At 70.9% G+C, this 24957-nt stretch carries 20 protein-coding genes; 6 read left to right on the top strand and 14 right to left on the bottom strand.

The features are described from left to right. Positions 1–516: 516 nt before the first annotated feature. Positions 517–1017, bottom strand: coding sequence for a DUF2505 domain-containing protein (locus G6035_RS14775; protein WP_176617864.1), 501 nt, complete (start codon positions 1015–1017; stop codon positions 517–519). A 196-nt stretch (positions 1018–1213) separates the two neighbouring features. On the opposite strand from G6035_RS14775, the gene mfd reads away from it, so the two are divergent. Next, entirely contained in the window at positions 1214–4918 is a 3705-nt protein-coding gene (gene mfd / locus G6035_RS14770; protein ID WP_176617863.1) for a transcription-repair coupling factor, read from the top strand. 55 nt (positions 4919–4973) lie between these two features. Next, complete coding sequence (locus G6035_RS14765) at positions 4974–5522, top strand: acyl-CoA thioesterase (RefSeq protein WP_176617862.1); 549 nt, start codon at positions 4974–4976, stop codon at positions 5520–5522. Positions 5523–5630: 108 nt separating this feature from the next. On the opposite strand, the gene G6035_RS14760 is transcribed toward G6035_RS14765, so the two are convergent. The 3 genes from G6035_RS14760 to G6035_RS14750 all read right to left on the bottom strand — a co-directional run bounded on the left by G6035_RS14760 (position 5631) and on the right by G6035_RS14750 (position 7811). Beyond that, complete coding sequence (locus G6035_RS14760) at positions 5631–5858, bottom strand: hypothetical protein (RefSeq protein ID WP_176617861.1); 228 nt, start codon at positions 5856–5858, stop codon at positions 5631–5633. Positions 5859–5942: 84 nt separating this feature from the next. Further along, a complete protein-coding gene (gene deoC, locus G6035_RS14755) occupies positions 5943–6650 on the bottom strand; it encodes a deoxyribose-phosphate aldolase (protein WP_176617860.1) in 708 nt (235 codons plus the stop codon). Positions 6651–6728: 78 nt separating this feature from the next. Continuing rightward, the gene (locus G6035_RS14750; protein ID WP_176617859.1) at positions 6729–7811 is read right to left on the bottom strand and encodes a YeiH family protein; all 1083 of its coding nucleotides are present in this window, start codon (positions 7809–7811) and stop codon (positions 6729–6731) included. A gap of 70 nt (positions 7812–7881) precedes the next feature. Between G6035_RS14750 and G6035_RS14745 the strand changes: the two genes are divergently transcribed. After that, a complete protein-coding gene (locus tag G6035_RS14745) occupies positions 7882–8802 on the top strand; it encodes a LysR substrate-binding domain-containing protein (RefSeq protein WP_176617858.1) in 921 nt (306 codons plus the stop codon). Here G6035_RS14745 and G6035_RS14740 read toward each other — a convergent pair. From G6035_RS14740 to nirB, 3 genes are all read right to left on the bottom strand, one after another. After that, positions 8784–9980 carry a uroporphyrinogen-III synthase gene (locus G6035_RS14740; RefSeq protein ID WP_176617857.1) on the bottom strand — a complete coding sequence of 399 codons (1197 nt, stop codon included), beginning with the start codon at positions 9978–9980 and terminating at the stop codon, positions 8784–8786. The genes G6035_RS14745 and G6035_RS14740 overlap by 19 nt on opposite strands. After that, positions 9977–10867, bottom strand: a complete 891-nt coding sequence (cobA, locus tag G6035_RS14735; RefSeq protein WP_256128014.1) for a uroporphyrinogen-III C-methyltransferase — start codon at positions 10865–10867, stop codon at positions 9977–9979. Before cobA ends, G6035_RS14740 begins: the two co-directional genes overlap by 4 nt. Positions 10868–10939: 72 nt before the next feature. After that, the gene (gene nirB / locus G6035_RS14730) at positions 10940–13618 is read right to left on the bottom strand and encodes a nitrite reductase large subunit NirB (protein ID WP_371131026.1); all 2679 of its coding nucleotides are present in this window, start codon (positions 13616–13618) and stop codon (positions 10940–10942) included. A 406-nt stretch (positions 13619–14024) separates the two neighbouring features. Here nirB and nirD point away from each other — a divergent pair, with 406 nt between their 5' ends. Both nirD and G6035_RS14720 read left to right on the top strand, forming a co-directional pair. Further along, a complete protein-coding gene (gene nirD / locus G6035_RS14725; protein ID WP_371131028.1) occupies positions 14025–14420 on the top strand; it encodes a nitrite reductase small subunit NirD in 396 nt (131 codons plus the stop codon). Between the two features lie 86 nt (positions 14421–14506). Further along, the gene (locus tag G6035_RS14720) at positions 14507–14722 is read left to right on the top strand and encodes a DUF2945 domain-containing protein (RefSeq protein WP_176617855.1); all 216 of its coding nucleotides are present in this window, start codon (positions 14507–14509) and stop codon (positions 14720–14722) included. 128 nt (positions 14723–14850) lie between these two features. On the opposite strand, the gene G6035_RS14715 is transcribed toward G6035_RS14720, so the two are convergent. The 5 genes from G6035_RS14715 to G6035_RS14695 form a co-directional block, all read right to left on the bottom strand. Further along, a complete protein-coding gene (locus tag G6035_RS14715; RefSeq protein ID WP_176617854.1) occupies positions 14851–16257 on the bottom strand; it encodes a mycothione reductase in 1407 nt (468 codons plus the stop codon). Continuing rightward, positions 16247–17464: a YihY/virulence factor BrkB family protein gene (locus G6035_RS14710; protein ID WP_218063257.1), complete on the bottom strand. Its 1218-nt coding sequence runs from the start codon at positions 17462–17464 to the stop codon at positions 16247–16249. Before G6035_RS14710 ends, G6035_RS14715 begins: the two co-directional genes overlap by 11 nt. 105 nt (positions 17465–17569) lie before the next feature. Next, the gene (locus G6035_RS14705) at positions 17570–18208 is read right to left on the bottom strand and encodes a DUF1992 domain-containing protein (protein ID WP_176617853.1); all 639 of its coding nucleotides are present in this window, start codon (positions 18206–18208) and stop codon (positions 17570–17572) included. 91 nt (positions 18209–18299) lie between these two features. Further along, positions 18300–20099 (bottom strand): phospho-sugar mutase, encoded by a 1800-nt coding sequence (locus G6035_RS14700; protein WP_371131025.1) that lies wholly within the window; start codon positions 20097–20099, stop codon positions 18300–18302. 256 nt (positions 20100–20355) lie between these two features. After that, positions 20356–21177, bottom strand: a complete 822-nt coding sequence (locus G6035_RS14695; RefSeq protein ID WP_176617852.1) for a purine-nucleoside phosphorylase — start codon at positions 21175–21177, stop codon at positions 20356–20358. A gap of 156 nt (positions 21178–21333) precedes the next feature. Here G6035_RS14695 and G6035_RS14690 point away from each other — a divergent pair, with 156 nt between their 5' ends. After that, a complete protein-coding gene (locus G6035_RS14690) occupies positions 21334–22710 on the top strand; it encodes an NAD(P)H-quinone dehydrogenase (protein WP_256128018.1) in 1377 nt (458 codons plus the stop codon). A gap of 120 nt (positions 22711–22830) precedes the next feature. Here the strand turns inward: G6035_RS14690 and G6035_RS14685 are convergent, their stop codons facing one another. After that, positions 22831–24558, bottom strand: a complete 1728-nt coding sequence (locus G6035_RS14685) for an FAD-dependent oxidoreductase (protein WP_176617850.1) — start codon at positions 24556–24558, stop codon at positions 22831–22833. Continuing rightward, positions 24555–24957: molybdopterin dinucleotide binding domain-containing protein (locus G6035_RS14680; RefSeq protein ID WP_305144534.1), on the bottom strand; the 403-nt coding region annotated here is incomplete at its 5' end. The genes G6035_RS14685 and G6035_RS14680, both read right to left, overlap by 4 nt.

Genomic DNA, 24957 nt, shown 5'->3' with positions numbered 1-24957 from the left:
TGACTATGAAAAGCGTATGATGCGGGGATGCGTGGCCGATAGGGTGGTTTCCACTCGTTTTTTCCGGCTGGCTACTCTAAAACCGGCCCAAGTACTGGCGTGCGCGCCGCTGCAGCTGGTGCTGGCTGGGCGGGGGTGGGGTTCGGCGGTGCAGCAAAAGCGGGTTGGTGACGGGGCCGGGGTTCGGCGGTGCAGCAAAAGCGGGTTGGCGGGCTGCCGGGTCGCACAAGCTGCACCATCAATTTGGGACCCGACAGGATCTGCACCGCCGAATTGGCAACCCGCGGTTGTCAGAGGCGGCCGTGCCTTTATGCGCCGGACCGGGGCTGGGTTTGGCGCAGCTCGTTCACTGGCGCCAAACCCGCGACGGGTCCGGAGCATAAGAAAAGTTTCGGGCCCTTATGCGCCGGATTGTGGGGGCAATCCGGCGCATAAGGTCCGGCGGGGTCTCGTCGCGCTCGCAGGACTCGCTGCCCGGCCGGCGGGGACGGGCCCGCTGCCCGGCCAGCGAAAAGGTTACGGGTGTTCGTTCAGCCATTCCTGGGCGAGCGTGGCCTGCAGGTTCAGGGCCTTGCCGATGACGGGCTCGGCCGCGGAGGCGATCTTCGCGCCCAGGAACGGGACGGCCGACTTCACTTCGCCGCTGAGCTCCACCAGGGTTGAATCGCCGGTAGCGGACAGTGTCTGCACGGCCGTGACGTCCAGCGGGGCGCCGGCCACGGTGAGCTTGATGTTGTTGCTGCGCGAACCGTCGGCTGCCGGGGCGCTCCAGTCCTCGAGCTGCGTGACGGTCAGCGTGGCGCCCACCACCTTCCGGGCGATCTCCGGCATGCGCGTGGTGGGCAGCGTGCGCACCGTCTTGGTGGTGAAGGCGCCGGAGGTGGGGCCGCTGATCTCAAAGGACTTCAGCTCCCCGCCCACCGTGAAGCTCACGTGCTTGACGAACTCCTCATCGGCAAAAACGTCGGTGACGCGCTGGGCGGTGGCGGACAGGGTGGTAGAGGCGGTAAGCGCCATGGTTCCTCCGAAGGCATGGGAAAGGGTGCGGGCACAACCTTACCGCGGGCCGCCCGTGCCGGGACCGCCGGCCGCCCCTGCCCGGAGTAACCCGGAGTAAGCTGGAGGCATCCCCGGCGTTCACTTGTGAATTTCGGGCTTTCGTGTTGCCTGCGAAAGTGCCACCCCTGCACCGTCCCAAGGAGAATTTCCGCCCATGAGTCTCAATGGCCTGCGCACCGCCCTCGCCGGGGATCCGATCTTTGCCCGGGTGCGTGCCAACGCGGCCGCGGACCATGCCAGGCGCAGCCCCGACCTGGCCTTCAGCGCACCCTCCGGCATGCGCCCCGTCCTCCTCGCCGAGGTGGCCGACGGCTTGGCCGCAGCCACGGCACCCGGCGCCGGCCCCGGCGTGGTTCTGGCCGTCACCGCCACCGGCCGCGAGGCCGAGGACACCGTGGCCGCGCTGCGCTCCTTCCTGCCCGAGAACGCCGTGGCCGAATTCCCCAGCTGGGAGACACTCCCGCACGAGCGCCTTTCGCCGCGCTCGGACACCGTGGGCCGCCGCCTGGCGGTGCTCCGCCGCCTGGCCCACCCCGAGTACGACGCCGGGGAGCACCTGCGCGTTGTGGTGGCACCCATCAGGGCGGTCGTCCAGCCGATTGTGGCCGGCCTGGGCGAACTCGTGCCAGTGCGCGTCAAGGTGGGGGAGGAAGTGCCGTTCACGGACCTCATCAAGCGCCTGGCCGACGCCGCCTACGCCCGCGTGGACATGGTGACCCACCGCGGCGAATTTGCCGTGCGCGGCGGCATCCTGGACGTGTTCCCACCCACCGAAAGCCACCCGATCCGGATTGAGTTCTTCGGCGACGAGGTGGATCAGATGCGGTGGTTCTCCGTGGCCGACCAGCGCTCGCTGACGTCGCGCGTCTCGACCGGCGGGGCAGGCTCGACCGACGGGGCAGGCTCGACCGGCGGGGCAGGCTCGACCGCCGGGCCGGAGGAGCTGTACGCGCCGCCGTGCCGGGAAATCCTCATCACGCCCGCCGTCATGGGCCGCGCCGCGAAGCTCAAGGACAGCATGCCCGCGGCGGCCGGCATGCTGGAAAAGATTGCCGGCGGCATTGCCGTGGAAGGCATGGAATCCCTCGCCCCGGCACTCGTGGACGGCATGGTGGCCCTGACCTCGCTGTTCCCGGCCGGCTCCGTGGCCGTGGTGCTGGAGCCGGAGAAGGTCCGCGCCCGCGCCCACGACCTTGAATCCACCAACGAGGAATTCCTCGAGGCCGCCTGGTCCACCGCGTCCGACGGCGGCACCGCACCCCTGGACCTCTCCGCCCAGGGGATCGACCTGGCCGCAGCCTCGTTCAAGTCGCTGACCGAAACGCGCGAGGCCGCCCTGGCCCACGGGGTCAGCTGGTGGTCCATCACCTCCCTGGCCCAGGACGACGAGCTGCTGCCGGACGTGGACGTCATCAACCTCCAGGCCCGGGAACCGCGCGGCTACCGCGGCGACGTGGCGGAAATGATGGAGTTCATCGGCTCCCGCATCAAGGACCAGTGGCGCGTTGTGGTGGCCACCGAGGGGCCCGGCCCCGCCCAGCGCCTGGCCGAGCTGTTCCACGAAGCGAACATCCCGGCGTCGCGCGTGGAATCCCTGGACGCCGAGCCGTCGCCCGGCATCATCGAGGTGACGACGGCGGACACGGGCCGCGGCTTTGTCCTCGACTCGCTCAAGCTGGGTCTGCTGACGGAAGCTGACCTGCTGGGCCGGTCCTCCGCCGTCTCCACCCGGGACATGCTGAAGATGCCCTCCAAGCGCAGGAACGCCGTCGACCCCCTCCAGCTGCGCACCGGGGACTACGTGGTGCACGAACAGCACGGCGTGGGCCGGTTCGTGGAACTGATCCAGCGCAAGGTGGCGGGGGCCGGGGCCTCGAGGGGCCCGACCGGCGGGGGAGGCGTGGGGCTGCGCGAGTACCTGGTGCTTGAATACGCGCCGTCCAAGCGCGGGGCACCCGGCGACAAGCTGTTTGTGCCCACCGACCAGCTGGACCAGGTGACGGCGTACGTGGGTGGGGACGCGCCGGCGCTGTCCAAGATGGGTGGCTCGGACTGGGCTGCCACCAAATCCAAGGCACGCAAGGCCGTCAAGGAGATCGCCGCGGACTTGATCCGGCTGTACTCGGCGCGCATGGCCAGCCGCGGGCACGCCTTCGGCCCGGACACGCCCTGGCAGGCGGAGCTGGAGGAGGCGTTCCCGTACGTGGAGACGCCGGACCAGCTGGTGGCCATCAACGAGGTCAAGGCGGACATGGAGAAGGAAGTGCCCATGGACCGGCTGATCTCCGGCGACGTAGGCTACGGCAAGACCGAAATTGCGGTGCGTGCCGCGTTCAAGGCGGTGCAGGACGGCAAGCAGGTGGCCGTGCTGGTGCCCACTACCTTGCTGGCGCAGCAGCACTACGAGACCTTCAACGAACGCTTTTCCGGCTTCCCGGTCCGGGTGGCGCCGCTTTCGCGGTTCCAGACGGGCAAGGAATCCAAGGAGATCGTCGAGGGCGTGCGTACCGGCGCAGTGGACGTGGTGATCGGCACGCACCGGCTGCTGTCCCCGGAGTTTGCGTTCAAGGACCTGGGCCTGGTCATTGTGGACGAGGAGCAGCGCTTTGGTGTGGAGCACAAGGAGGCGCTGAAAAAGATGCGCACCAACGTGGACGTGCTGGCCATGAGCGCCACACCCATCCCGCGCACGCTGGAGATGTCCATGACGGGCATCCGCGAAACCTCCACCCTGGCCACCCCGCCGGAAGAACGCCACCCGGTGCTGACCTACGTGGGCGGGTACACGGACAAGCAGGTGGCCGCCGCCATCCGCCGCGAGCTCATGCGCGAGGGCCAGGTGTTCTACGTGCACAACCGGGTCAAGTCCATCGACCGGACCGCGGCACACATCCAGCAGCTGGTGCCGGACGCCCGCGTGGCCGTGGCGCACGGGCAGATGTCCGAGGCCCGGCTGGAACAGATCATCGTGGACTTCTGGGAAAAGCGCTTCGACGTGCTGGTGTGCACCACCATCATCGAGACCGGCCTGGACATCTCCAACGCCAACACGCTGATCGTGGAGCAGGCCAACAACTACGGGCTCTCCCAGCTGCACCAGCTGCGCGGGCGCGTGGGCCGCGGGCGCGAACGCGCCTACGCCTACTTCCTGTACCCGGCTGACAAGCCGCTGGGCGAGGTGGCGCTGGAGCGGCTCAAGGCCGTGGCGGCGCACAACGAGCTCGGCGCCGGCATGGCCCTGGCCATGAAGGACCTGGAAATCCGCGGCGCCGGCAACCTGCTGGGCGGCGAGCAGTCCGGCCACATCCAGGGCGTGGGCTTTGACCTGTACATCCGGCTGGTGGGCGAGGCCGTGGCCGAATTCCGCGGTGACGGTGAGGAGCGCGCGGCGGAGATGAAGATCGAGCTGCCCGTCAACGCGCACCTGCCGCACGACTACGTGCCGGGGGAGCGGCTGCGCCTGGAGGCCTACCGCAAGCTGGCCGCCGCCACGACGCTGGAGGGGATCGAGGAAGTGGTGTCCGAGCTGGTGGACCGCTACGGCGAGCTGCCGCCGGCCGCCGAAAACCTGATTGCCGTGGCCCGGTTCAAGGTCCACGCCCGCGCCGCCGGCCTCTCCGACGTGGCGCTGCAGGGCAACTTCATCAAGTTCGCCCCCGCGGACCTGCCGGAGTCCAGGCAGATGCGCCTGAACCGCATGTACCCGGGCGCCCTGGTGAAGCCGGCCCTGGATGCGGTGTTGATCCCCAAGCCCAAGACGGCGCGCATTGGCGGCCGCGACCTGGCCGACGCCGAGGTCCTCACGTGGGCCGAGGGCGTGCTGGAGGCCATCTTCGAGCCCGTCCCGGCCACGGCCTAGACATTGGAGGCAGCCAACACCACGCGCTGAAGTTACTGACGGGTAACATTGGTGCATGCACCTGCTTCTGAGGACCCTCTACCACCTCCTGCTTTCGGGCCGCCGCAGCCCGCTGTCCATCTGGGACGCCTCCTCGTGGCGCACCCGCGCATGGCCCACGGACGTCGACATGGCCCGGCACATCAACAACGGCATGTACTTCTCGCTCATGGACCTGGGCCGCTTTGACCTCATGCAGCGCAGCGGCATCTGGGCGCGCATGCGCGAGTTGAAGTGGAACCCCGTGGTGGCCGCGGAGACCATCGCGTTCCGCAAGTCCGTGACGCTGTGGCAGCGCTTCACCGTCGAGACCAGGATCATCGGACTGGATGCGAAGGCCATCTACTTTGAACAGTGCATGGTGGTGGACGGTGAAATCTACGCGCGGGCCTACATCGCCACGCGCCTGCTGTCCGCCGACGGCCCGGTCAGCAACGAACGGATCATGGAGGAATTCGGGACCCCGCCTGCCAGCCTGGTGCTGCCCGATTGGATCCACGAGTGGCGTGAAAACAACGCCCTGCCCGGGGCCCGGCGTCCCGCCCCGCACCTCCGCGAAAGGTGACGGTCCCGCCGTCGGGCCTTAAACACAAACTGGGTGGCAGTTGTTGCAGAAATTGCGGGAAAAAACCCGGCAAAACTGCAACAACTGCCACCCAGTTGTGAGGGGCTGCTACTCTCCGGCGGAGTTGGAGCGGCCGATGAACGTCAGGGGGATCATCAGGGCCAGGAACACGCACAGGAACGCGATGCCGCCGGGGATGAAGGCGTGGGCCGCGCTTCCCAGGCTCCAGAAGGACATGGCGAAGATGCCGCCCAGGAACAGGCCAAAGAAGATGATGAACAGGATGATGGACTGCACCAGGTTGTTCTCGGAACGGTACTTGGCGTTGCTGGACACGGGTCCTCCTAACCCCAATGCGGGGATCTGGGTGGCTGCACCGGTGCTCCGGCGCTCTGATCTACCCCCGATCTTAGTACGTTTTTAGTACGAGTCCGTGCCTGCACCGCCGGTGACGATGGCAATGCCGGAACTGGTGCCGATGCGGGTGGCGCCGGCGTCGATCATCTCCAGCGCCTTCTCCCGGGTGCGGATGCCGCCGGAGGCCTTGACCCCGATGTCCGGGCCCACGGTCTGGCGCATGAGGGCGACGTCGGCCGCCGTGGCACCGCCGCCGTTGAAGCCCGTGGACGTCTTGACGAAGTCGGCGCCGGCCTCCACGGCCGCCTGGCAGGCCAGGACCTTTTCGGCGTCGCTGAGCAGGGATGTTTCGATGATGACCTTCAGGATGGACTCCTCGCCGTGGACCACCTCGGCCACGGCGGAGATGTCGTTGACCAGGCTGTCCTTGTCCAGGGCGCGGGCGGCGGCAATGTTGATGACCATGTCCACCTCGTCGGCCCCGTCCATCGTGGCGCCGCGGGCCTCGAAGACCTTGACGTCGGTGTTGTGGGCGCCGAGCGGGAAGCCGACGACGGCGCAGGTCAGCACGCCGGTGCCCAGGAGGGCGCGGTTGGCGGTCCGGACCCACACCGGGTTCACGCACACGGACTTGAAGTGGTGCTCCGCCGCTTCCTTGCACAGGCGCAGGATGTCCGCCTCCGACGCTTCCGGCTTCAGCAGCGTGTGGTCGATGTACTTGGCGAGTCCGGCGGAGGCATCCTGGGGTGCGGATGTGGCGTGCGGCGTCATGGGAACGGCCTTCCTGTGTGGTTCCAGCGTGTTCACTGCGTTTGCAGATGGTGCGTTACCCCCATGGTGCCACAGGCGTCAGCCAAAGATCAGCACGCCGGCCAGGGCCAGGCAGGCCACCCACACGGTGGCCGCCGCGGCCAGGATGAAGGGCCTCAGGCCCACGCCCAGCAGCGACTTCACGTGGACGCCCGTGCCCAGCGCAAACATGGCGGCCGCCAGCAGGAAGCTTTCGCCGGCCTTGGACCAGTCGAGCGCAGCGCCCGGCAGCCAGCCGGTGGCGCGCAGGGCCATCATGGCAATGAAGCAGGCCACGAACAGCGGCATGATGGGGGGCTTGCGGGAGGTGGCCGAGGCGCCCATGGCCCGTCGCCGCTGCACGCTGATGACGGCCATGACGGGTGCCAGCATCAGCACGCGGGCCAGCTTTACGATCACGGCCACGCCCAGGGCGGCCCCGCCGATGGTGCCGCCGGCGGCCACCACCTGGGCCACCTCGTGGATTGAGCCGCCGGCCCACAGCCCGGCCTGGTAGTTGCCCAGGCCCAGCAGCGCGGCGGCGGCCGGCAGGATGGGAATCATCAGCGTGCCGAAAATCACCACCAGGGCGACGGCCGTCATGACTTCCCGGCGTTCCCTGGTTTCAATGACGCCGTCGACGGCGGCCACGGCGGCAGCGCCGCAGATGGAAAAGCCGCAGGCGATGAGCAGCCGCTGCGTGGGGCCGACCCCCAGCCAGCGGCCCATCAGCAGCGTGCCGCCGATGCCCAGGCCCACGATGCACACCACCACGAGGATCATGCCGGGGCCCAGGGAGAGCACGTCGGAGACCAGCAGCTGGTAGCCGAGCAGCACCACGCCGGCCCGCAGCAGGGTCTTGGCCGCATAGCCGAATCCGGGCAGCAGCCGGGCCGGGACGGGGACCAGGTTGCGCAGCAGCACGCCGATGACGATGGCAATGAGCAGCGTGCTGGCCCCCGGCAGCAGCGCGGTGAGCCCCACGGCCGCAGCGGCGGCAGCGGCGCACACGGCAACGCCGGGCGCCAGCAGTTTCCAGCGCGCCGGGCCCCAGGAGCGCAGGAAGGCCCCGAGCCGCCGTCCGGTGTGGGTGGTGGATGGGGGTCGCGTGGCGGGGCCCGAGGGGAGTTCCTTGGTGGTCATGGCTCCATGCTTTCGTGGCACGGGGCCGCCGGGTAGCCGTCAATTCCGGATATGGCCATATCATTTCGATATGACATGGACATGGCCGGACCTGGCTTCCCTGGAGCTTTTCACCGCAGTGGCGGAGGAGGGCAGCCTCAGCGCGGGCGCCCGGCGCGTGGGCATGGCACAGCCCAATGCCAGCCGCGCCATGGCCCGGCTGGAGCAGCAGCTGGGCGTGGCGCTGCTGGACCGGCGCACCGGCGGCTCCCGGCCCACGGCCGCCGGGGCGGAGCTGCTGCGCGACGGCCAGGCCGTGCTGCTGGCCGCGCGCGCCCTCCTGGACCGGGCCGGAGCGCTGGGCACCGAACGGCGCGGGCACCTGCGCGTGGGCGCCAGCCTGACGGTGGCCGAATACCTCATGCCGGGCTGGCTGACGGCCTTCAAGCGCATCCACCCCGACGTCCAGGTGGAACTGGACGTGGAAAACTCGGGCCACATCTTTGGGCAGGTGGCGCAGGGGCACGCCGACGTCGGCTTCGTCGAGTCCCCGAACATCCCGGCCGGACTGCGCCGCCTGGTGGTGGCCGCCGACCGCCTCGCCGTGGTGGTGGCCCCGGACCACGCCTGGGCCCGGCGCGGCACGCCGCTGGCCGCCGCAGACCTGGCCGCCGCGCCCCTGGTGGTCCGGGAACCCGGCTCCGGCACCCGGCTGGCCCTGGAGCGCGCCCTGGACCGGGCCCTGCCGGGCCGCGGGCAGCTCAGGCCCGCCCTGGAGCTGCGCAGCAACGCCGCCGTGCGCATTGCCGTCGCGGCGGGGGCCGGGGCCGCGGTGCTCAGCGACTTCGCGGTCCGCACCGCCGTCGAACGCGGTGAACTCGTGGAGGTGCCCGTGGCCGGGCTGCGGCTGGAGCGGCGCATCCGGGCCGTGTGGAAGGGCGCCCGGGTCCTGGACGGGATGCCGGGCGAGCTCGTGACGCTGGCCGGGGCAGGTTACACGCGGAGCCGGTAGCCGCGCTTGACCACGGTCTCCACCAGGGCCGGGTCCGGCAGGGCGGCGCGCAGGCGGCTGACCGCCATGTGCAGCGCATGCCCGCCCAGGCCGAGCGTGGCGGCCAGCTCGGCCTGGGAGCACACCGAACCGCCTGCCCCGATGAGGGCCTTCAGGAGCTGCAGCGGCGCGGGCGCCAGCGGCACCGGCACGTGGTTGATGAGCAGCGCCTGCCCGCGCACCTCCAGCAGCCCGGATCGGCTCTCCACCTGCACCGCGCCGGCCTCCTCAAGGTGTTCGACGACCAGGCGGATCAACGCACCCATGCGGAACCGTTCGGGCACGAGCGGCGTGATCCCCGCGGCCAGCAGCGGCGCGGCGGTGACGGGCCCGACGGCGGCACTCGCCACCGCGGCCGTCCCGCCGGCCGAGTGGGGACCGACCGTGTGGGGACCGACCGTGTGGGGACTGTCTGCTGCTGGGGGACTGCGCAGCGCGGCCAGGAAGGCGTCGCCCTTTCCGGAGGCGGCGGCCGCGCTCAGCACGGCGTCGGCGGCGGGGGCGCTGGTGAAGGTGAGCACGTCCAGCTCCCGGTTGGCCACGGCATCGATCAGCTGGGAGAGCCGGTCGCCGTCCCCGGCGCTGATCCAGCGGTAGGGTGTCACGGTCAGCACGGTGGCCCCGGCGTCGCGCAGCTGGGCCAGGGCGGCGGCGTCCGTGAAGCCGTGGACCTGGACGGCCACAACCTTGCCGCGCACGCCGGCGCCAATGGCCAGCCCCGTGAGGGAGGCGGTGGTCTCGTCGGGGCTGATCCCGGCGTCGTCCAGCCCGGCGGCCCGCACGGCACCGCGCGCCTTGGGGCCGCGCACATAAATGTCCGCCCGGCCCAGCACTGCCAGCAGTTCCTCCCCGCGCCCGGCGGCGTCCGCGGCCTCGCACCAGCGGCGCAGGCCGTAGGCCGTGGTCACCAGGACGATGTCCGGGGCCGCCGCAATGACGGCCGCGATTTCCGCCATCAGGGCCTCGTCGCTTTCGACGGGCGCAATTTTCAGTGCGGGGGCGTGCAGCACCTGCGCGCCGCGCCGCTCCAGCGCCTCGATGAGGTCCCCGGCCCGGCGGTGGGCCGTGACGCCGATCCGGAAGCCCTGCAACGGCCCCGCCTGGCCTGTCACTTTCGCCGTGCCCAAGGTGTCCGTCACGCGCGCCGCCGCACTGGGAGAGCGGCGGCTTCGGAGGTGCCGATGCCGCGGGCGCCGAAGTCCGGCGTGCCGGTGCCGGGGGTGCCGCCGCCGGACGTGCCGCCGCCGGACGTGCCGCCGTCGGACGTGCCGGCGGGCAGGAAGTCCGCGGCCGCCTGGTGCGCCCCGCCCGCCACGGACACCACGTCCCCGATGACGATGACCGCGGGGTTGCGGCAGGCCGTGGCGGCGGTAACGATGCTGCCCAGCGTGGCCGCGGTGGTGCGCTGCGTGTGGCTGAACCCGCGTTCGACGACCGCCACGGGGGTGCCGCCCGACAGCCCTGCCAGGCGCAGCCCCGCGACGAGGGACGGCAGGGTGCCGATGCCCATGAGCACCACGATGGTCCCGCCCAGCCCGGCCAGGTGCCGGTATTCGTGCGGCTCCAGGGGTGCGTGGCCGGAGACCACCGTGAACAGGTGGCTCACATTGCGGTGGGTGACCGGGATGCCGGCGGCCCCGGGAACCGCGACGGCGCTGGAGACACCCGGCACCACCGAAACGGGGATGCCGGCCGCCACGGCCGCGGCCACCTCCTCGCCGCCGCGGCCGAACACGAACGGGTCCCCGCCCTTGAGCCGGACCACATGCAGCCCGGCCCGGGCGCCGTCCACCATCCGCGCCTGGATCTCCTCCTGCGGGACCTTGTGGTGGCCGGGCGTCTTGCCGACGTCGACGAAAGTCGCGTGGGGTGCCAGCTCCGCCAGGTCCCGGGTGGGGCCGAGCCGGTCAAAGTACACGACGTCCGCCGTGGCCAGGGCCTTGACGGCGCGGACGGTGAGGAGGTCGGCCGGGCCCGGGCCGCCGCCGACCAGGGTGATCCGGCCGGTGCGGTTGCGCTTCATCATCGTGTGCCTGCCTTCTGGGTCAATCCGTCCGTGCAAATCCGTCTGTGCCATTCCGTCTGTGCCAATCCGGGCTCAGTTCCGGCCGGGACCGGCGCCCCGGACGGGGATGTGGGTGGCGATCAGCACCGGGCCTTCCGCCTTTTCCGCCACGGTGGCCGGGCGCACCTGGCCGCGCTCGGGCACAAAGGCGATCTCGTCGTCGGCCGCTTCCGGGGCGTTGATGAAGGAGCGGAAGCGCTTGAGCCGTTCGGGGTCCGCGAGGGTGGCGGCCCATTCGTCCTCGTAGCTGTCCACGTGCCGTGCCATGGCCGCCTCGAGGTCCGCCGCGATGCCGAGCGAATCGTTGACCACCACGTCCACCACGTGGGCCAGGCCGCCGTCGAGCTCCTCCTGCCAGCGGGCGGTGCGCTGCAGGCGGTCGGCCGTGCGGATGTAGTACATCAGGTAGCGGTCGATGTAGCTGATGAGCGTGGCGTCGTCCAGGCCCTTGGCGAGCAGCTGCGCGTGGGCCGGGGTGGCGCCGCCGTTGCCGCCCACGTACAGGTTCCAGCCGTCCGCGGTGGCGATGACGCCCACGTCCTTGCCGCGGGCCTCGGCACATTCGCGGGCGCAGCCGGAGACGCCCAGCTTGAGCTTGTGCGGGCTGCGCAGGCCCCGGTAACGCAGCTCGAGCGCGATGGCCATGGCCACCGAATCCTGCACCCCAAAGCGGCACCAGGTGGAACCGACGCACGACTTCACGGTGCGCAGCGACTTCCCGTAGGCCTGCCCGGACTCCATGCCGGCGTCGGTGAGGACCTTCCAGATCGCCGGCAGCTGCTCCAGCCGGGCGCCGAACAGGTCGATCCGCTGCCCGCCGGTGATCTTCGTGTACAGGCCGTACTCCTGGGCGACGGCGGCGATCACTGCCAGCTTGTCCGGGGTGATTTCGCCGCCGGGGATGCGCGGGACCACCGAGTAGCTGCCGTCCTTTTGCATGTTGGCCAGCGCGCGGTCGTTGGTGTCCTGGAGGGTGCCGCGGCCGGCGTCGAGCACGTATTCGCTGTGCTGGCTGGCCAGGACGGAGGCCACGGTGGGCTTGCAGATGTCGCAGCCGCTGCCGGCGCCGTCCACGCCGAACCGGGCCAGGATCTCCGGGAAGCTGCGCAGCTCCAGGGCGCGGACGGCCTCGAAGAGTTCGGCCCGGGACATGTCGAAGTGCTCGCACAACGCCTTCGACACGGCGATGCCGGACTTGGCCAGCTCGCCCTCCATGAGCTTTTTCAGCAGCGGCACGCAGGAGCCGCACTGGGTGCCGGCCCGCGTGCACGCCTTCAGGCCGGGCACATCGCGGACGGGCTCGGCGCCCTCGCAAGTGCCGCAGCCATTGACGGCGTCGCGGATGGCCCCGGCGGAGACGTTGTTGCAGGAGCACAGGATGGCGTCGTCGGGAAGTTCGACGGCGGGCGCGTCCCCTCCGCCGGCTGCCGACAGGAACGCGCCGGGCCCGGCCGGCAGTTCCCGGCCCAGGAGCGGGCGCAGGCTGCTGTAGGGCGACGCGTCCCCGACAAAGATGCCGCCCAGCAGGGTCTTGGCATCGGCGCTCGTGACGATCTTTTGGTACACGCCGCGGGCAGGGTCGGCGTAGACCACTTCCAGGCTGTCTTCCGTGGTGGCAAAGGCGTCGCCGAAGCTGGCCACGTCCACGCCGGAGAGCTTGAGCTTGGTGGCGGTGTCGAAGCCGGGGAAGGTGGCGGTGCCGCCGTGCAGCCGGTCGGCCACGATCTCCGCCATCGTGTTGGCAGGAGCCACGAGGCCCAGGCACATGCCGCCGAAGCTGGCCACCTCGCCGATGGCCCAGACGCCGGGGACCGACGTGGCGCAGGCATCGTCGATCTCGACGCCGCCGCGCGGGCCCAGGGACAGGCCGTGGGCCGCCGCGCCGTCGGCTCCGCGGGCCAGCTCGTCGCGCGGCCGCACGCCGATCGCCACGACCACCAGGTCGGCGGGGACCACGGCGCCGTCGGCCATGAGCACCCCGGTGACCTGCCCGGCGTCGTCCGTTTCAATGGCGGAGGGGAACACGCCGGCGGTGGCGGACATGCCCTTCGCGGCGACCAGGCGGCCCAGGGCCTGGCCGGCGCCCTCGTCGAGCTGGGTGTTCATGAGCCAGTCGGCGCCGTTGATGACGGTGGCGTCGGCGCCGAGGGTGATGAGGCCGGCGGCTGCCTCGAGGCCGAGGAGACCGCCGCCGATGACGGCGGCCCGGACCGGCCGGCCCAGCTGTTGCTTGAGGCGGGCGGTTTCGCGGTTCAGTGCCCAGACGTCGTCGAGGGTGCGGTATACGTGGCTGGCCTCGGCGCCGGGGATGGGGAGCCGGGCGGCGTTGGAGCCGGTGGCCAGGACCAGCTGGTCGTAGGCGTGGGTGGTTTCGGCGCCGTCCTGTGCCCGGGTGGTGACGGTCTGGGCGGCGGGATCGAAGCTGACGGCGCGGCTGCCCGTGGACAGGGTGATGGCGGGGTGCTCCCAGAGTCCGGCATCGCCCAGGGACAGGTCTGTTTCCGTCTCGGTCAGGGCCCGGCTCAGTGCCACGCGGTCGTAGGGGGCGTGGACTTCCTCGGCCAGGACCGTCACGTGCCAGCCGTCCACTCCGCGGGCGTGCATTGCCTCGGCAAAGCGGTGTGCGGCGGGGCCGCCGCCCACGACGACGACGTGCCGGGGTGCTTCTGCGGCGGAAGTGCCTGCCGCCATTGGTGCTGTTGGTGCGCTCATGTGCCAGCCCTTTCAGTCTTTTCCTACGGCCGGGGGGCCTGGACGTGGTCCACGGTGTGGTGCCACGTTGGATACAAGGCTAGGGAACGGGGATTGCCCCGCCGTTTCGCTTATGTTTCGGCGCGTTAACTTTCACCTCACGGCACGGCCCCGGGTCCCGGTGAGGGAAGGTTTACGTGTTTGTCATGCACCGGGAGGGAGGGTGAAACACGGCGTCCGTAGTGTCTTTCCCATCGACTGGATCCCCGGCACCGGTGCCCCGAGCCGCCCGTGCCCCGAGCAAAAGGAAACGCATATGGAAACGCTGATGGAAACCCGCGTGGAAGCCGGCTCCGCCCTGCACTCGGTCCCGGAGGCTGGCCGGCACGGCGGCGCCCTGCACTCGGTCCCGGACGTGGCGCCGGACGTGGCGCGCGCCGCGGCGGGCTCCGCGGCGGAGGCTGGCCGGCACGCTGCGCCGCATTCCGCGCCGCGGGCTGCGGCCACGTGGCACCGGGTCTGCCCGCTCACCGAGCTGGACGATTCCTGGGGCGAGGCCGCTCTCATCGGCGGCCGCCAGGTGGCATTGTTCCGGGTGGGGGAGCGCAGCGTGTTCGCCGTCTCCCACGCCGACCCGGCCACCAGGGCCAACGTCATGGCACGCGGCATTGTCGGATCGCGCGGCACCACCCACACCATCGCCTCGCCCCTGCACAAGGAGGTCTACAGCCTGGCCACGGGCGAGTGCCTGGGCAACCCCGAACTGCGCCTGGGCACCTACCCGGTGCGCGTCGTCGACGGTGCCGTGGAGGTCGAGCTGTAGCACCGGCCCGGCCCCGCGCGGCCCACGCCCGGCGTCGCCTGCTCCCGCCGTTGCCCTCCCCGGCGGGAGCAGGCACAATCGCTACCATGGCACATCAATTTTCGGTGGGCGACCACGTGCGGTGGAATTCGGAGGCCGGCTGGGTGGAAGGGACCATCACCAAGGTCCACACCCGCGACGTCGACTACAAGGGGCACATGCGCCGCTGCACGCCCGAGGACCCGCAATATGAAATCAAGAGCAGCAAGACAGACCACATCGCCATGCACAAGGGTGGCGCGCTGCAGAAAATCCGGGAGTGACGATGCCTCCCGGGCCGCCCCACTTCGCCGAGGAAGGGGACAACCCGCGAGGAAGGTGATGGCCAACACCGTTCTCGCGAGTTGTCCCCGATGTCAGTGATGCCGCCCGGCCACGCGCCCCCGCCCGGCTACCCCTCCGGCCCCGGCTCCGGCAGCCCCAGCAGCGCATTCTCCACCAACTCGCTCAGGGCCGGGTGGATCCAGTACTGGCCGCGGGCGACATCGTGCGCGGCCTGCCCGAAGCTCATCGCCTGGATCAGCGGCTGGATCACGGTGGCCGCCTCCGGGCCGATGACGTGTGCGCCCAGCAGCAGCCCGGTCGCCGGATCCGCCAGCACCTTCAGGAAGTGGCCCTTGTCCTCCCGTGCCCAGCCGGCCGCGATGTCCGCATAGTCCTGCCTTTTCACCGCGTACGCCACGCCCTGCGCCCGGGCTTCCTCCTCCGTCAGCCCCACGGACGCGATTTGCGGGTCGCTGAACACCGCGGCCGGCACATAGCGGTGGTCTGCCTCCATCATCGCGTCGGGGTGGAGCAGGTTGTGCCTGACCACGCGCGCCTCATGGTTGGCCACATGCTTGAGCTGGTAGTCGGAGCAGAGGTCGCCCAGCGCAAAAATCCCCTCGGCCGTGGTGCGCTGGAAGGCGTCCACCACCACCCTGCCCTCCGAATCCACGTCAACCCCGGCGTTCCCCACGTCCAGGGTGTCCGAGTTGGGCCGCCGCCCCGTGGCCACGAGGAGCAGCTCCGCCGCCACGGAGGATGTCCCGTTGGGCCCCTTGAGCTGAAGTTCGACGCCGGGACCCCCTTGCGCCGCCTTCTCCAGCACCGTCTCCAGCAGGACGGTGTACCGGCCCGAGGCCTCCTTCGTAAAGACCTTGGAGATGTCCGCGTCGTGGTGGCGCAGCAGGGCCGGGCCGCGCACAATTTGCGTGACCTGGGAGCCGTACGAGGCAAAGATGTGGGCAAACTCCGCCGCGATATAGCCACCGCCCAGGATCGCCACACTGGCGGGGAGCCGGTCAATGCGCATGACGGTGTCCGAGGTGTGGAACGGGACCGCGTCCAGTCCCTCGACAGGGGGCACCACGGTGCGGGACCCGGCCGCCAGCACAAACCGGGCGCCCGAGATCACCGTGGTGCCGCCGTCGTGCAGGTGGACGGCCAGGGTCCGGGGGCCCGTGAACCTGCCGTGGCCGGCGAACACCGTGACATTGGGGTTCGCCGGCCCCTCCCGGTAGCTGCGGCCGGCCTCCTCAATGGCGTCGATGCGGGTGAAGATGCGGTCGCGGATGCCGGCCCAGTCCACGCCGCGCAGCTCCGTGGTGACGCCGAGGGGCCGGGCGTGGGGCGGGGCGTCGGCGAGTTCGGCGGGATGGACAAACATTTTGGTGGGGATGCAGCCTACGTTCAGGCACGTGCCGCCGAAGAGGTTGTCCTCGACGATGGCGATGCGCAGTGCGTCGAATTCCGGGCCGGGGATGGTGTTGCCCGAGCCGGTGCCGACGATGACGAGGTCAAAATGTTCAACGTCCATTGTGTGCCCTTTCCCGTGCTGTCCTGGCTGTGCCGTTCCGCCGCCGCACCGCTGCCACCAGCACGACGGCGGCGCCCACCCCCGCGGTCCACCACAGGGCGTGCTTTTCCGGGGTTGCGCTGGGAACGGGGTCGGGGGCTGCCTGCCGGCGCAGGGACCTGCCCTCAGCCACGAGCTGCTCCTCCTTTTCGCGCCTTTTGACGCTGGCTGCGGTGTCCCGGGGCGGCAGCTGAAGCCAGGCCTCGGCCTTGATGCCGGCCATGAGCTGGCGGCCGCGCTCCAGTTCCGCGTCCACCTCGGCACCGAAGAGCAGCATCAGGTTCAGGATCCAGATCCACAGCAGCAGCACGATCATCCCGGCAATGGTGCCGTAGGTTTTGTCGTACCGGGAGAAGTTGCCCACGTAGAAACCGAAACCCACCGACGCCACGACCATGGCCACCAGGGCCACGGCCGCCCCGATGCTGATCCAGCGGAACTTGGGCTGGCGGACGTTGGGGGTGAAGTAGTACAGGACCGCGATCAGCACAATGGCCAGGACGGCGACCACCGGCCACTTTGCCAGGTTCCACACCGAAAGGGTTGCATCGCCCACGCCCATGACGCCGCCAATGGCCTTGGCCACCGGCCCGGAGAGGACCAGCATCAGGGCGATTGCCACCGCCAGCAGCACGGCGGCCAGGGTCACCAGCAGCAGGGCGGGCCGCAGCTTCCAGGCCGGGCGGCCCTCCGGGATTCCGTAGACGCGGTTCATGGCCCGGCTGAAGGCGCCCACATAGCCGGACGCCGACCACAGGGCCGTGACCAGGCCGAGCGCGAACGTCCAGCCGGCGGCGGAGGATGACGCCAGCGCCCTGATGGGCCCGCCGACGGTGTCCGCCACCTCCTTGTCGGTCAGCCGCCCCACCAGCTCCAGCATCACCGTGGTGGTTTGTTGCGCCTGGCCCACCAGCCCCAGGATGGAGACCAGGGCCAGGATGGCCGGAAAGAGCGAGAAGACCCCGTAGTAGGTCAGCCCGGCGGCCAGGTCCGTGCAGCCGTCGGAGCTGAACTCCCCGACCGCCCGCTTGGCCACGTATTTCCAGGACCGGGCCGGCAGGCTGTGCGGCTCCTCGGGCTTGCGCTCCTCGGGCTTGGGCGGCTCTTCCGGGGACGGTGACCCGGCACGGGCAAGGGCCGTGCCGGCGTTCGCGGCGTGCTGGTTCATCGGACAGTCCCTTCCATGCGGGCCGTGGGCATGGCTTTACCCTAGCGCGTGCCGCGGCGGGGCCGTTTTCCTTCAGCCTGTGTGTTGCGGCCCGTCGGCACCGAGCTATTGGCGCCGGAACAGCCGTGCCATGCGGCTGCCCCGGGCAGGCTCGGGCGCCGGGGCGGGGGTTGCGGGCCGGCGGGCCGCGGCCCGGGCCCGCCATGCGCCGAGTTCCGCCTCGATGTCCCGCAGCCGGGTGGTCACGGGCGGCCCGCCCATCAGTTGTCGGCGGGCCTCGATGATCCGGTGGTTGAAGTCGGCCAGGATGGCACGCACCTGCGCCTCGGAGAATTCGGCGTCCAGGGTTTGCTCAAGTTCGGCGTCTTCCTTGCGGAGCATGAGGGCCGGGGGACCGAGCCCGCTGACATGCTCACGTTGCAGCAGGCCCTTGATCCACCAGTCCGGATCGTCGGTGCCGCCCAGGCCTGGAATGGGCTTGCCGGCGTAGGCCAGGTTGTCAAAGTCACCGCGGGCCATGGCCGCCTCAACGGCGTTGTTGGCAACCTCCCACACCTGGTCTGATTCGTGGAAACGCGGCGGTGCGGTGTCCTGCACGGCACCCTCCGCATCCAACGTGCGGCCCGCCGCCTGGGAATATTCGTCGACCGGGATGGGCGTGGCCGCGGCGTCCCGGACGTCGCGGTACCTGGCCACTTCGAGGGCATGGTCGCGCGCACTCGGCCGCCTGTTGCGGTTTGCCATCGGGCCGCTCCAATCCCGTGCCGCGAATTGCCTGTAATCAAGCCTAGGCAGCGGCGCGGGCAGCGGTCAACGGCCCCGGAACGCCGGCCCGTTATTGGCCGAGCGCAGCCCTGACATCGGCCGAGACGGCCGCCAACGCACGGGAGGCCTCACGCCGCGCCGCCGCCAGCTCCGCGCGCCCGGCCACGGGCACGATGACCTCCAGGTAGCACTTGAGCTTGGGCTCGGTGCCGCTGGGCCGCACGATCACCCGGCTGCCCTTCCCCGTCAGGTACAGCAGGGCATCGGTGGCGGGCAGTTCCGCCGTCGCCACGGACATGTCGGTGAACCCGGACACGGGGGAACCGTCAAAGGATGCGGGAGGCTCGGCGCGCAGCCGGGCCATCATGGCCGTGATTTCGCCAAGGTCCTCCACACGGATGCTGATTTGGTCGCTGGCGTGCAGCCCGTGCTCCAGGGCGAGGTCGTCCAGCACGTCAAACAGCGTCCGGCCCTCCGCCTTGAGCGCAGCGGCCATCTCGGCGATGAGCAGCCCGGCGGACATGCCGTCCTTGTCCCGCACCACCTCGGGAGCCACGCAGTAGCCCAGCGCCTCCTCATAGCCGTACGCCAGGCCGGGCACCCGCGAGATCCACTTGAAGCCCGTGAGGGTCTGCACGTGCAGGTAGCCCGCGGCGGACGCAATCCGGGCCAGCAGCCTGCTGGAGACAATCGAGTTGGCGAACACGGGCACCCGGGAGGCATCCGGCGTCGCACCTTTTTCGGCACGGCCGCCGCGGGAGGCCAGGTGGGCGCCGAGCAGCGCACCCACCTCGTCGCCGTGGAACTTGCGCCACTGGCCGGTGGCCGGGTCCAGGGCGCCGACGGCGGCGCGGTCGGCGTCGGGGTCGTTGGCCAGCACGACGTCGGCCCCCACCTCGTGTGCCAGGGCGAATGCCAGGTCCAGTGCCCCGGGCTCCTCCGGGTTGGGGAAGGCGACGGTGGGGAAGTCCGGGTCCGGGGCGGACTGCCGGGGGACGGGGTGGATGTCCGTGAAGCCGGCCCCCGCCAGCACGGCCAGGGCGGTCTCGTGGCCCACGCCGTGCATGGACGTGTGGGCAATGCGCAGGTCACGGGCGGGGAACTTTTCCGGGTCGGCGAGGGCCGTGACGGCAGCCTTGTAGCTGTCCACAAGGTCCGCGCCGGGCACTGTCCAGCCCTTGTCCGCCTGCGCGATGGCGGAGGTGTCGCCGGCCTCCGCGGTGTGCGACACGGCGGCGATGTGGGCGGCTATTTGGGCGTCGTGCGGGGCCACGATCTGCACGCCGCGGGCCTCCGGCGCCACGGCGCGGCCGCCGAGGTAGACCTTGTAGCCGTTGTCCTTGGCCGGGTTGTGGCTGGCCGTGACCATGACGCCGGCCTCGCAGTCCAGGTGGCGGACGGCAAACGCGAGCACCGGCGTGGGCAGGGGAGCCGGCAGCAGGAACGTCTCGATGCCGGCGGCCGTGAAGATGGCGGCCGTGTCCCGGGCGAAGTCCCGCGAGTTGTGCCGGGCGTCGTAGCCCACCACGGCGCGCGGGGTGTAATCCGGCGCGGCCTGCCGGGCCAGGTCCAGCAGGTGGGCGGCCACCCCCGCGGCGGCGCGGCGCACCACTGTCCGGTTCATCCGGTTCGGGCCCGGCCCCATGACGGCGCGGAGCCCGGCCGTGCCAAACTGCAGGTTGCCGTCAAAGCTGTCCGCGAGCTCGGCGGCCGCCTCCGGGGTGTGGGCCGCGCGGCGCGCGAGTGTTGTTAATTGCGCCGCCGTTCCGGGGTCGGCATCGTGGGCGGCCCACTGGGAGGCCGCGGCAGTCAGGGCGGCAGTTTCGAGTGCGGCCGTGGACTCGGAACGGGTCTGCGAAGAATGGGTCACGCAACCAATCTAGCGGCTGCGTGCCGTTCTGCCCTGCGGCCGGGGTGGCGGGCCCGTGCCGTTATGCGCCGGACCCGTTGCCGGTTTGGCGCCAGTGGACAAGTTGCGCCAAACCCGGGCCGGGTCCGGCGCATAAACAAATAAGAGTGTCGTTATGCGCAAAACCCGCGGATGGATTCGGCGCATAAGGTCGCGACGGCGCCCTGCCGGCCCACCACGGCCCGTTCCCCACGGCCGGCACCCAACGAAACCGGCCCTACAGCCGGGCGATGATGTCCGCGAGGAGCCGGGAGATGCGCGGGCCGGCGGCCTGGCCGGCGTCGAGCACTTCGGCGTGGCTGAGCGGGACGGGGCTGATGCCGGCGGCAAGGTTCGTTACCAGGGAGATGCCGAAGACCTCCATTCCGGCGGCGCGGGCGGCAATGGCCTCCAGCGCGGTGGACATGCCCACCAGGTCGGCCCCGATCCGCTTCGCGTACTGCACCTCGGCGGGGGTTTCATAGTGCGGCCCCGTGAACTGGGCGTAGACGCCTTCGTCCAGCGACGGGTCAACCTCGCGGGCCACGGCGCGCAGGCGGGCGGAATAGAGGTCCGTCAGGTCAACGAAGGAGGCGCCTTCAAGCGGCGAGGTGGCGGTGAGGTTGATGTGGTCGCTGATCAGCACCGGCGTGCCCGGCGCCCAGGCCTCGTTCAGGCCGCCGCAGCCGTTGGTCAGCACCACCGTCTTGGCGCCCGCGGCCGCTGCCGTGCGCACCCCGTGCACCACTGCGCGCACGCCCTTGCCCTCGTAAAAGTGCGTCCGCGCGCCCAGGACCAGCACGTTCCGGCCGTCGGGGGTGCGGATCGAGGTGAGGGTGCCCACATGGCCCACGACGGCGGGGGCGGAAAAGCCGGGCACCTCGGCGGCGTTGAGCGTGGCCGTGGTCTCGCCGATGAGACCTGCCGCCTCGCCCCAGCCGGAGCCCAGCACCAGGGCCAGGTCATGCTGTTCGACGCCGGTGGCCTGGGCAATGTGGGCGGCAGCCTGGCGGGCCAGCTCCGCGGGGTCGGTTTCGGGGAAAGTTTCTTGGGTGTTCACCAGACCAACCTACCGGCAACTGCGCGGGCCACGCCAAGGGACGGCCGGCCGCAAAATTCGCCGCCTCGTAGAACTTGGTGCCTGTGCCCGAATAGGCGAGAATGTTCAATTGTGACCAGCGATCAAGATGTAAACCAGCCCTTTGCCGTCCCCAGCCTGGCGATCCTCGGAGGCGGGCCCGGAGGCTACGAAGCCGCCATGGTCGCAGCCTCGATGGGCGCCAAGGTGACCATCGTGGAGCGGGCCGGCCTGGGCGGCTCCGCCGTGCTGACCGACGTGGTCCCGTCCAAGACGCTCATTGCCACGGCCGAGTCCATGAACCGCAGCATTGACTCCGCCGAACTGGGTGTGAGCTTCAATGCCGACGACGTGAAGGATGCCCTGCGCGCCGATCTCCAGCAGGTCAACCAGCGCGTGATGAAGCTGGCCAAGGAGCAGTCCACGGACATCCGCGGCGGCCTCGAGGCGCTGGGCGTGACCATCATCATCGGCACCGGCCGCATGCTCGATCCCCACACCATCGAGGTGGACCGCGGGGAAACCAAGGAAATCCTCAAGGCCGACGCCGTGCTGGTATCCGTCGGCGCCCACCCCCGCGAGCTCCCCTCGGCCCGGCCGGACGGCAAACGCATCCTCAACTGGACCCAGATCTACGACCTCGACGAACTGCCCGAGGAACTCATCGTGGTGGGCTCGGGCGTCACGGGCGCCGAATTCGCCTCCGCGTTCAACGGCCTCGGCTCCAAGGTCACGTTGATTTCCAGCCGCGACCAGGTGCTCCCGGGCGAAGACTCGGACGCCGCCGCCGTGCTGGAGCAGGTGTTTGAGCGCCGCGGCCTGCGTGTGCTGTCGCGCTCCCGCGCCCAGTCCGTGGAGCGCACGGACGACGGCGTCACGGTCACCCTGGGCGACGGCAGCCAGGTCACCGGCACGCACTGCCTGGTGTGCGTCGGCTCCATCCCCAACACCTCCGGCATGGGCCTGGAAGCGGCCGGCGTGGAGCTGACGCCCAGCGGCCACATCAAGGTCGACGGCGTCTCCCGCACCAGTGCGCCGAACGTCTACGCCGCCGGTGACTGTACCGGCGTGCTGGCGCTTGCCTCCGTGGCCGCCATGCAGGGCCGCATCGCCGTGGCGCACCTGCTGGGCGACGGCGTCAGCCCGCTCAAGCTGACCCAGGTCTCCTCGAACATCTTCACCTCCCCGGAAATCGCCTCCGTGGGCGTCTCCGAGGCCGACCTCGAATCCGGCCGCTACCAGGGCGACGTGGTGAAGCTGCCGCTGCAGACGAACGCGCGGGCCAAGATGCGCAACGTCAACGACGGCTTCGTCAAGATCATTGCCCGCAAGGGCTCCGGCACCGTGATCGGCGGCGTGGTGGTGGGTGCGGGAGCCTGTGAGCTGATCTTCCCGATCTCGCTGGCCGTGGCACAAAAACTGCACGTGGACGACGTCGCCAACACCTTCACCGTCTACCCCTCGCTGTCCGGCTCCATTGCAGAGGCGGCCCGCCGCCTCCACGTCCACATGTAGGAAGGGCAAGCGGCAACCTCCTGGCCGCCCGGTGGACATCTAGGTCGCAGTTATTGCAGAAAAAGGGGCCTTCCGGGGCCGAATTCTGTAATAACTGCGACCTAGTTGAGGTTGATGGGGTTACGCCGGGGCGGCTTGGAAATGCTGCTCGATCAGGGCCCGCACGTCGCCGTGGCAGCCGCCACAGCCCGTGCCCGCCCTGGTCGTGGCGGAAACCTCGGCCACCGTGGCGCAGCCCCCGGCGACGGCGGCCGCTATGGCCTGCTGGTCGACGCCGGCACAGCGGCACACCGTCCGCGCGGGATCATTGCGCGCCGGCAGCCCTGCACCATCCAGGACCAGCAGGGCCGACCTGTCGGCGGGAAGCTCGGCCCGTCGTTCAAACAGCAGCACCAGCTCGGCCGCAGCCCGGGGCATGCCCACGCTGACGAACCCCTCCAACACGCCGTCCCGGGTGGCCATCTTCACGTACTTGCCGTGTTCCGGGTCCGCCCACACGCTGACGCGCAACGGCGCCCCGGCGCTCCCACCCACGGCAGCGGAACTGTCCGGGGAGGCGGCGGGAAAATCGTCAAACGGCCCGGCTGCCACATTTCCGGCGGCCGCCACGTCCACGCCGCGGGCCTTGAGCAGCATGACCGGCGCGTGCTCGGCGGGCGGCGGCGGTGCCGGCTCCCCAAGTCCGGCCGGCTCCCCAAGTCCGGCCGGCTCCCCAAGTCCGGCCGGCTCCGCGGGTCCGGCCAGGAACCCGGCCAGCCAGTCCGCCTGCCGCCAGCCGGGGCCGATCAGGCCCAACGGCCCGGCGCTGCCAGCGCACTCGCGGCAGCCGGCGTCGGGGCAGCGGACCTCGGCGCAGTCGCCGATCGCAAACACGTGGGGATCGTGGTGTGCCTGCAACGAGTGGTCCACCAGGATGCCGCGGCCCGTCCGGAGCCCGGACCCCGCCGCCACCTCCGTACGCGGCCGGACCCCGCAGGAAAGGACCAGCAGGTCCCCGGGAACGGTGCCGCCGCCGTCGAGCTCCAGGGCCGAAAACGACGGCTTCGGGGCAACAGGCCGGCCGCCCGTCCCACCGTCCCCGGCAGTCCCACTATCCCCCGCAGAAGCACCGCCGCCGGCAGTCCCGGCCAGGACCACCGCCGTCGACCGGGCATTGGCCGCCACCTCGATTCCGCGGGCCCGCAACGCGGCGGCCAGGACCTTTCCGGCGTCGGCGTCGATGCTGCGGCCCAGCGTGTGGGCGCCGTGGTGGACCACCGTGACGCGGGCGCCCTCCTCCGCCGCGGCCAGCGCTGCCTCCAGGCCCAGGATCCCGCCGCCGAGGACCACCACGCGACGCCCGCCCAGCACGGCCCGGTGCAGGGCTGCGGCGTCCTTGAGGTCACGCAGGGCCGTGACCCCGGCCGGCAGCCGCACCGGCAGCTCCGGGTCCGGGTTGAGCCCGCGAAGGTTCGGCACCACGGGCCGGGCGCCGGTGGCGAAGACCAGGCGGTCGTAGTGGACGGCGGGGCCGTCGGAAAGGTGCACGAGCCGGCGGGCGCGGTCGACCCGCCGCACGCAGCGGCCCAGGTGGAGCACGACGCCGGCCGCCTCGAGTTCCGCTGTATCCGCCAGCGTGATGGCATCCACCGTGGTCCGGCCCACGCCAAGGTCCGCCACCAGCACGCGGTTGTAGGCGGCGTGCTGCTCATCGCCCACCACCGTCACGGCCAGCGCGCCGGTCCGGACCGCGGCGAGCAGCCCGTCGACGAGCCGGGCGGCGACCGGGCCAAAACCGATGATGACCACCTGCGGCGTGCCTGTGGCCGCTTCCCGTGCAGCCGGCGCGGCTGAATCGATCCGTGTCATGCCTGGCCCCTTCCGGCCGGCGCCACCACGACCGCGCTGGTCTTGAACTCCGGCATCCCCGAGATGGGGTCGGTGGCCTGGGACGTGAGCAGGTTGGCGCTTTGCCGGCCCGAAAAGTGGAACGGCAGGAACACCGTGTCCAGGCGCTGGGCCGTGCTGTATTCGGCCGTGCAGTGCACCGCGCCGCGGGCGTTGGACACCGTCACGGGCCCGCCGTCGGCGATGCCGCGGGCCGTGGCCGTGGCCGGGTGGATGAGCAGCCGCGCCTCCGGGCGGGCCGCCGCGAGTTCGGGCACGCGGCGGGTCTGCGCGCCGGACTGGTAGTGCTCCAGCAGCCGCCCTGTGGCCAGTGCCAGCGTGCCGGGGCCGGCGTCGGCGCCGAACGGCGCGTCCCGGGTT

The sequence above is a fragment of the Arthrobacter sp. SDTb3-6 genome (genome assembly GCF_013376095.1).
Classification (GTDB): Bacteria; Actinomycetota; Actinomycetes; order Actinomycetales; family Micrococcaceae; genus Specibacter.
Note: the sequence above shows the minus strand (reverse complement) of the source record. Positions and strands in the feature narration are given on the sequence as shown.

Bases quoted from the DNA above. Each gene is read 5' to 3' on its own strand.
- G6035_RS14775 (WP_176617864.1), bottom strand. From the start codon at position 1,017: ATGGCGCTTACCGCCTCTACCACCCTGTCCGCCACCGCCCAGCGCGTC.
- mfd (WP_176617863.1), top strand. From the start codon at position 1,214: ATGAGTCTCAATGGCCTGCGCACCGCCCTCGCCGGGGATCCGATCTTT.
- G6035_RS14765 (WP_176617862.1), top strand. From the start codon at position 4,974: ATGCACCTGCTTCTGAGGACCCTCTACCACCTCCTGCTTTCGGGCCGC.
- deoC (WP_176617860.1), bottom strand. From the start codon at position 6,650: ATGACGCCGCACGCCACATCCGCACCCCAGGATGCCTCCGCCGGACTC.
- G6035_RS14750 (WP_176617859.1), bottom strand. From the start codon at position 7,811: ATGACCACCAAGGAACTCCCCTCGGGCCCCGCCACGCGACCCCCATCC.
- G6035_RS14745 (WP_176617858.1), top strand. From the start codon at position 7,882: ATGACATGGACATGGCCGGACCTGGCTTCCCTGGAGCTTTTCACCGCA.
- cobA (WP_256128014.1), bottom strand. From the start codon at position 10,867: ATGATGAAGCGCAACCGCACCGGCCGGATCACCCTGGTCGGCGGCGGC.
- nirB (WP_371131026.1), bottom strand. From the start codon at position 13,618: ATGAGCGCACCAACAGCACCAATGGCGGCAGGCACTTCCGCCGCAGAA.
- G6035_RS14720 (WP_176617855.1), top strand. From the start codon at position 14,507: ATGGCACATCAATTTTCGGTGGGCGACCACGTGCGGTGGAATTCGGAG.
- G6035_RS14715 (WP_176617854.1), bottom strand. From the start codon at position 16,257: ATGGACGTTGAACATTTTGACCTCGTCATCGTCGGCACCGGCTCGGGC.
- G6035_RS14710 (WP_218063257.1), bottom strand. From the start codon at position 17,464: ATGAACCAGCACGCCGCGAACGCCGGCACGGCCCTTGCCCGTGCCGGG.
- G6035_RS14705 (WP_176617853.1), bottom strand. From the start codon at position 18,208: ATGGCAAACCGCAACAGGCGGCCGAGTGCGCGCGACCATGCCCTCGAA.
- G6035_RS14685 (WP_176617850.1), bottom strand. From the start codon at position 24,558: ATGACACGGATCGATTCAGCCGCGCCGGCTGCACGGGAAGCGGCCACA.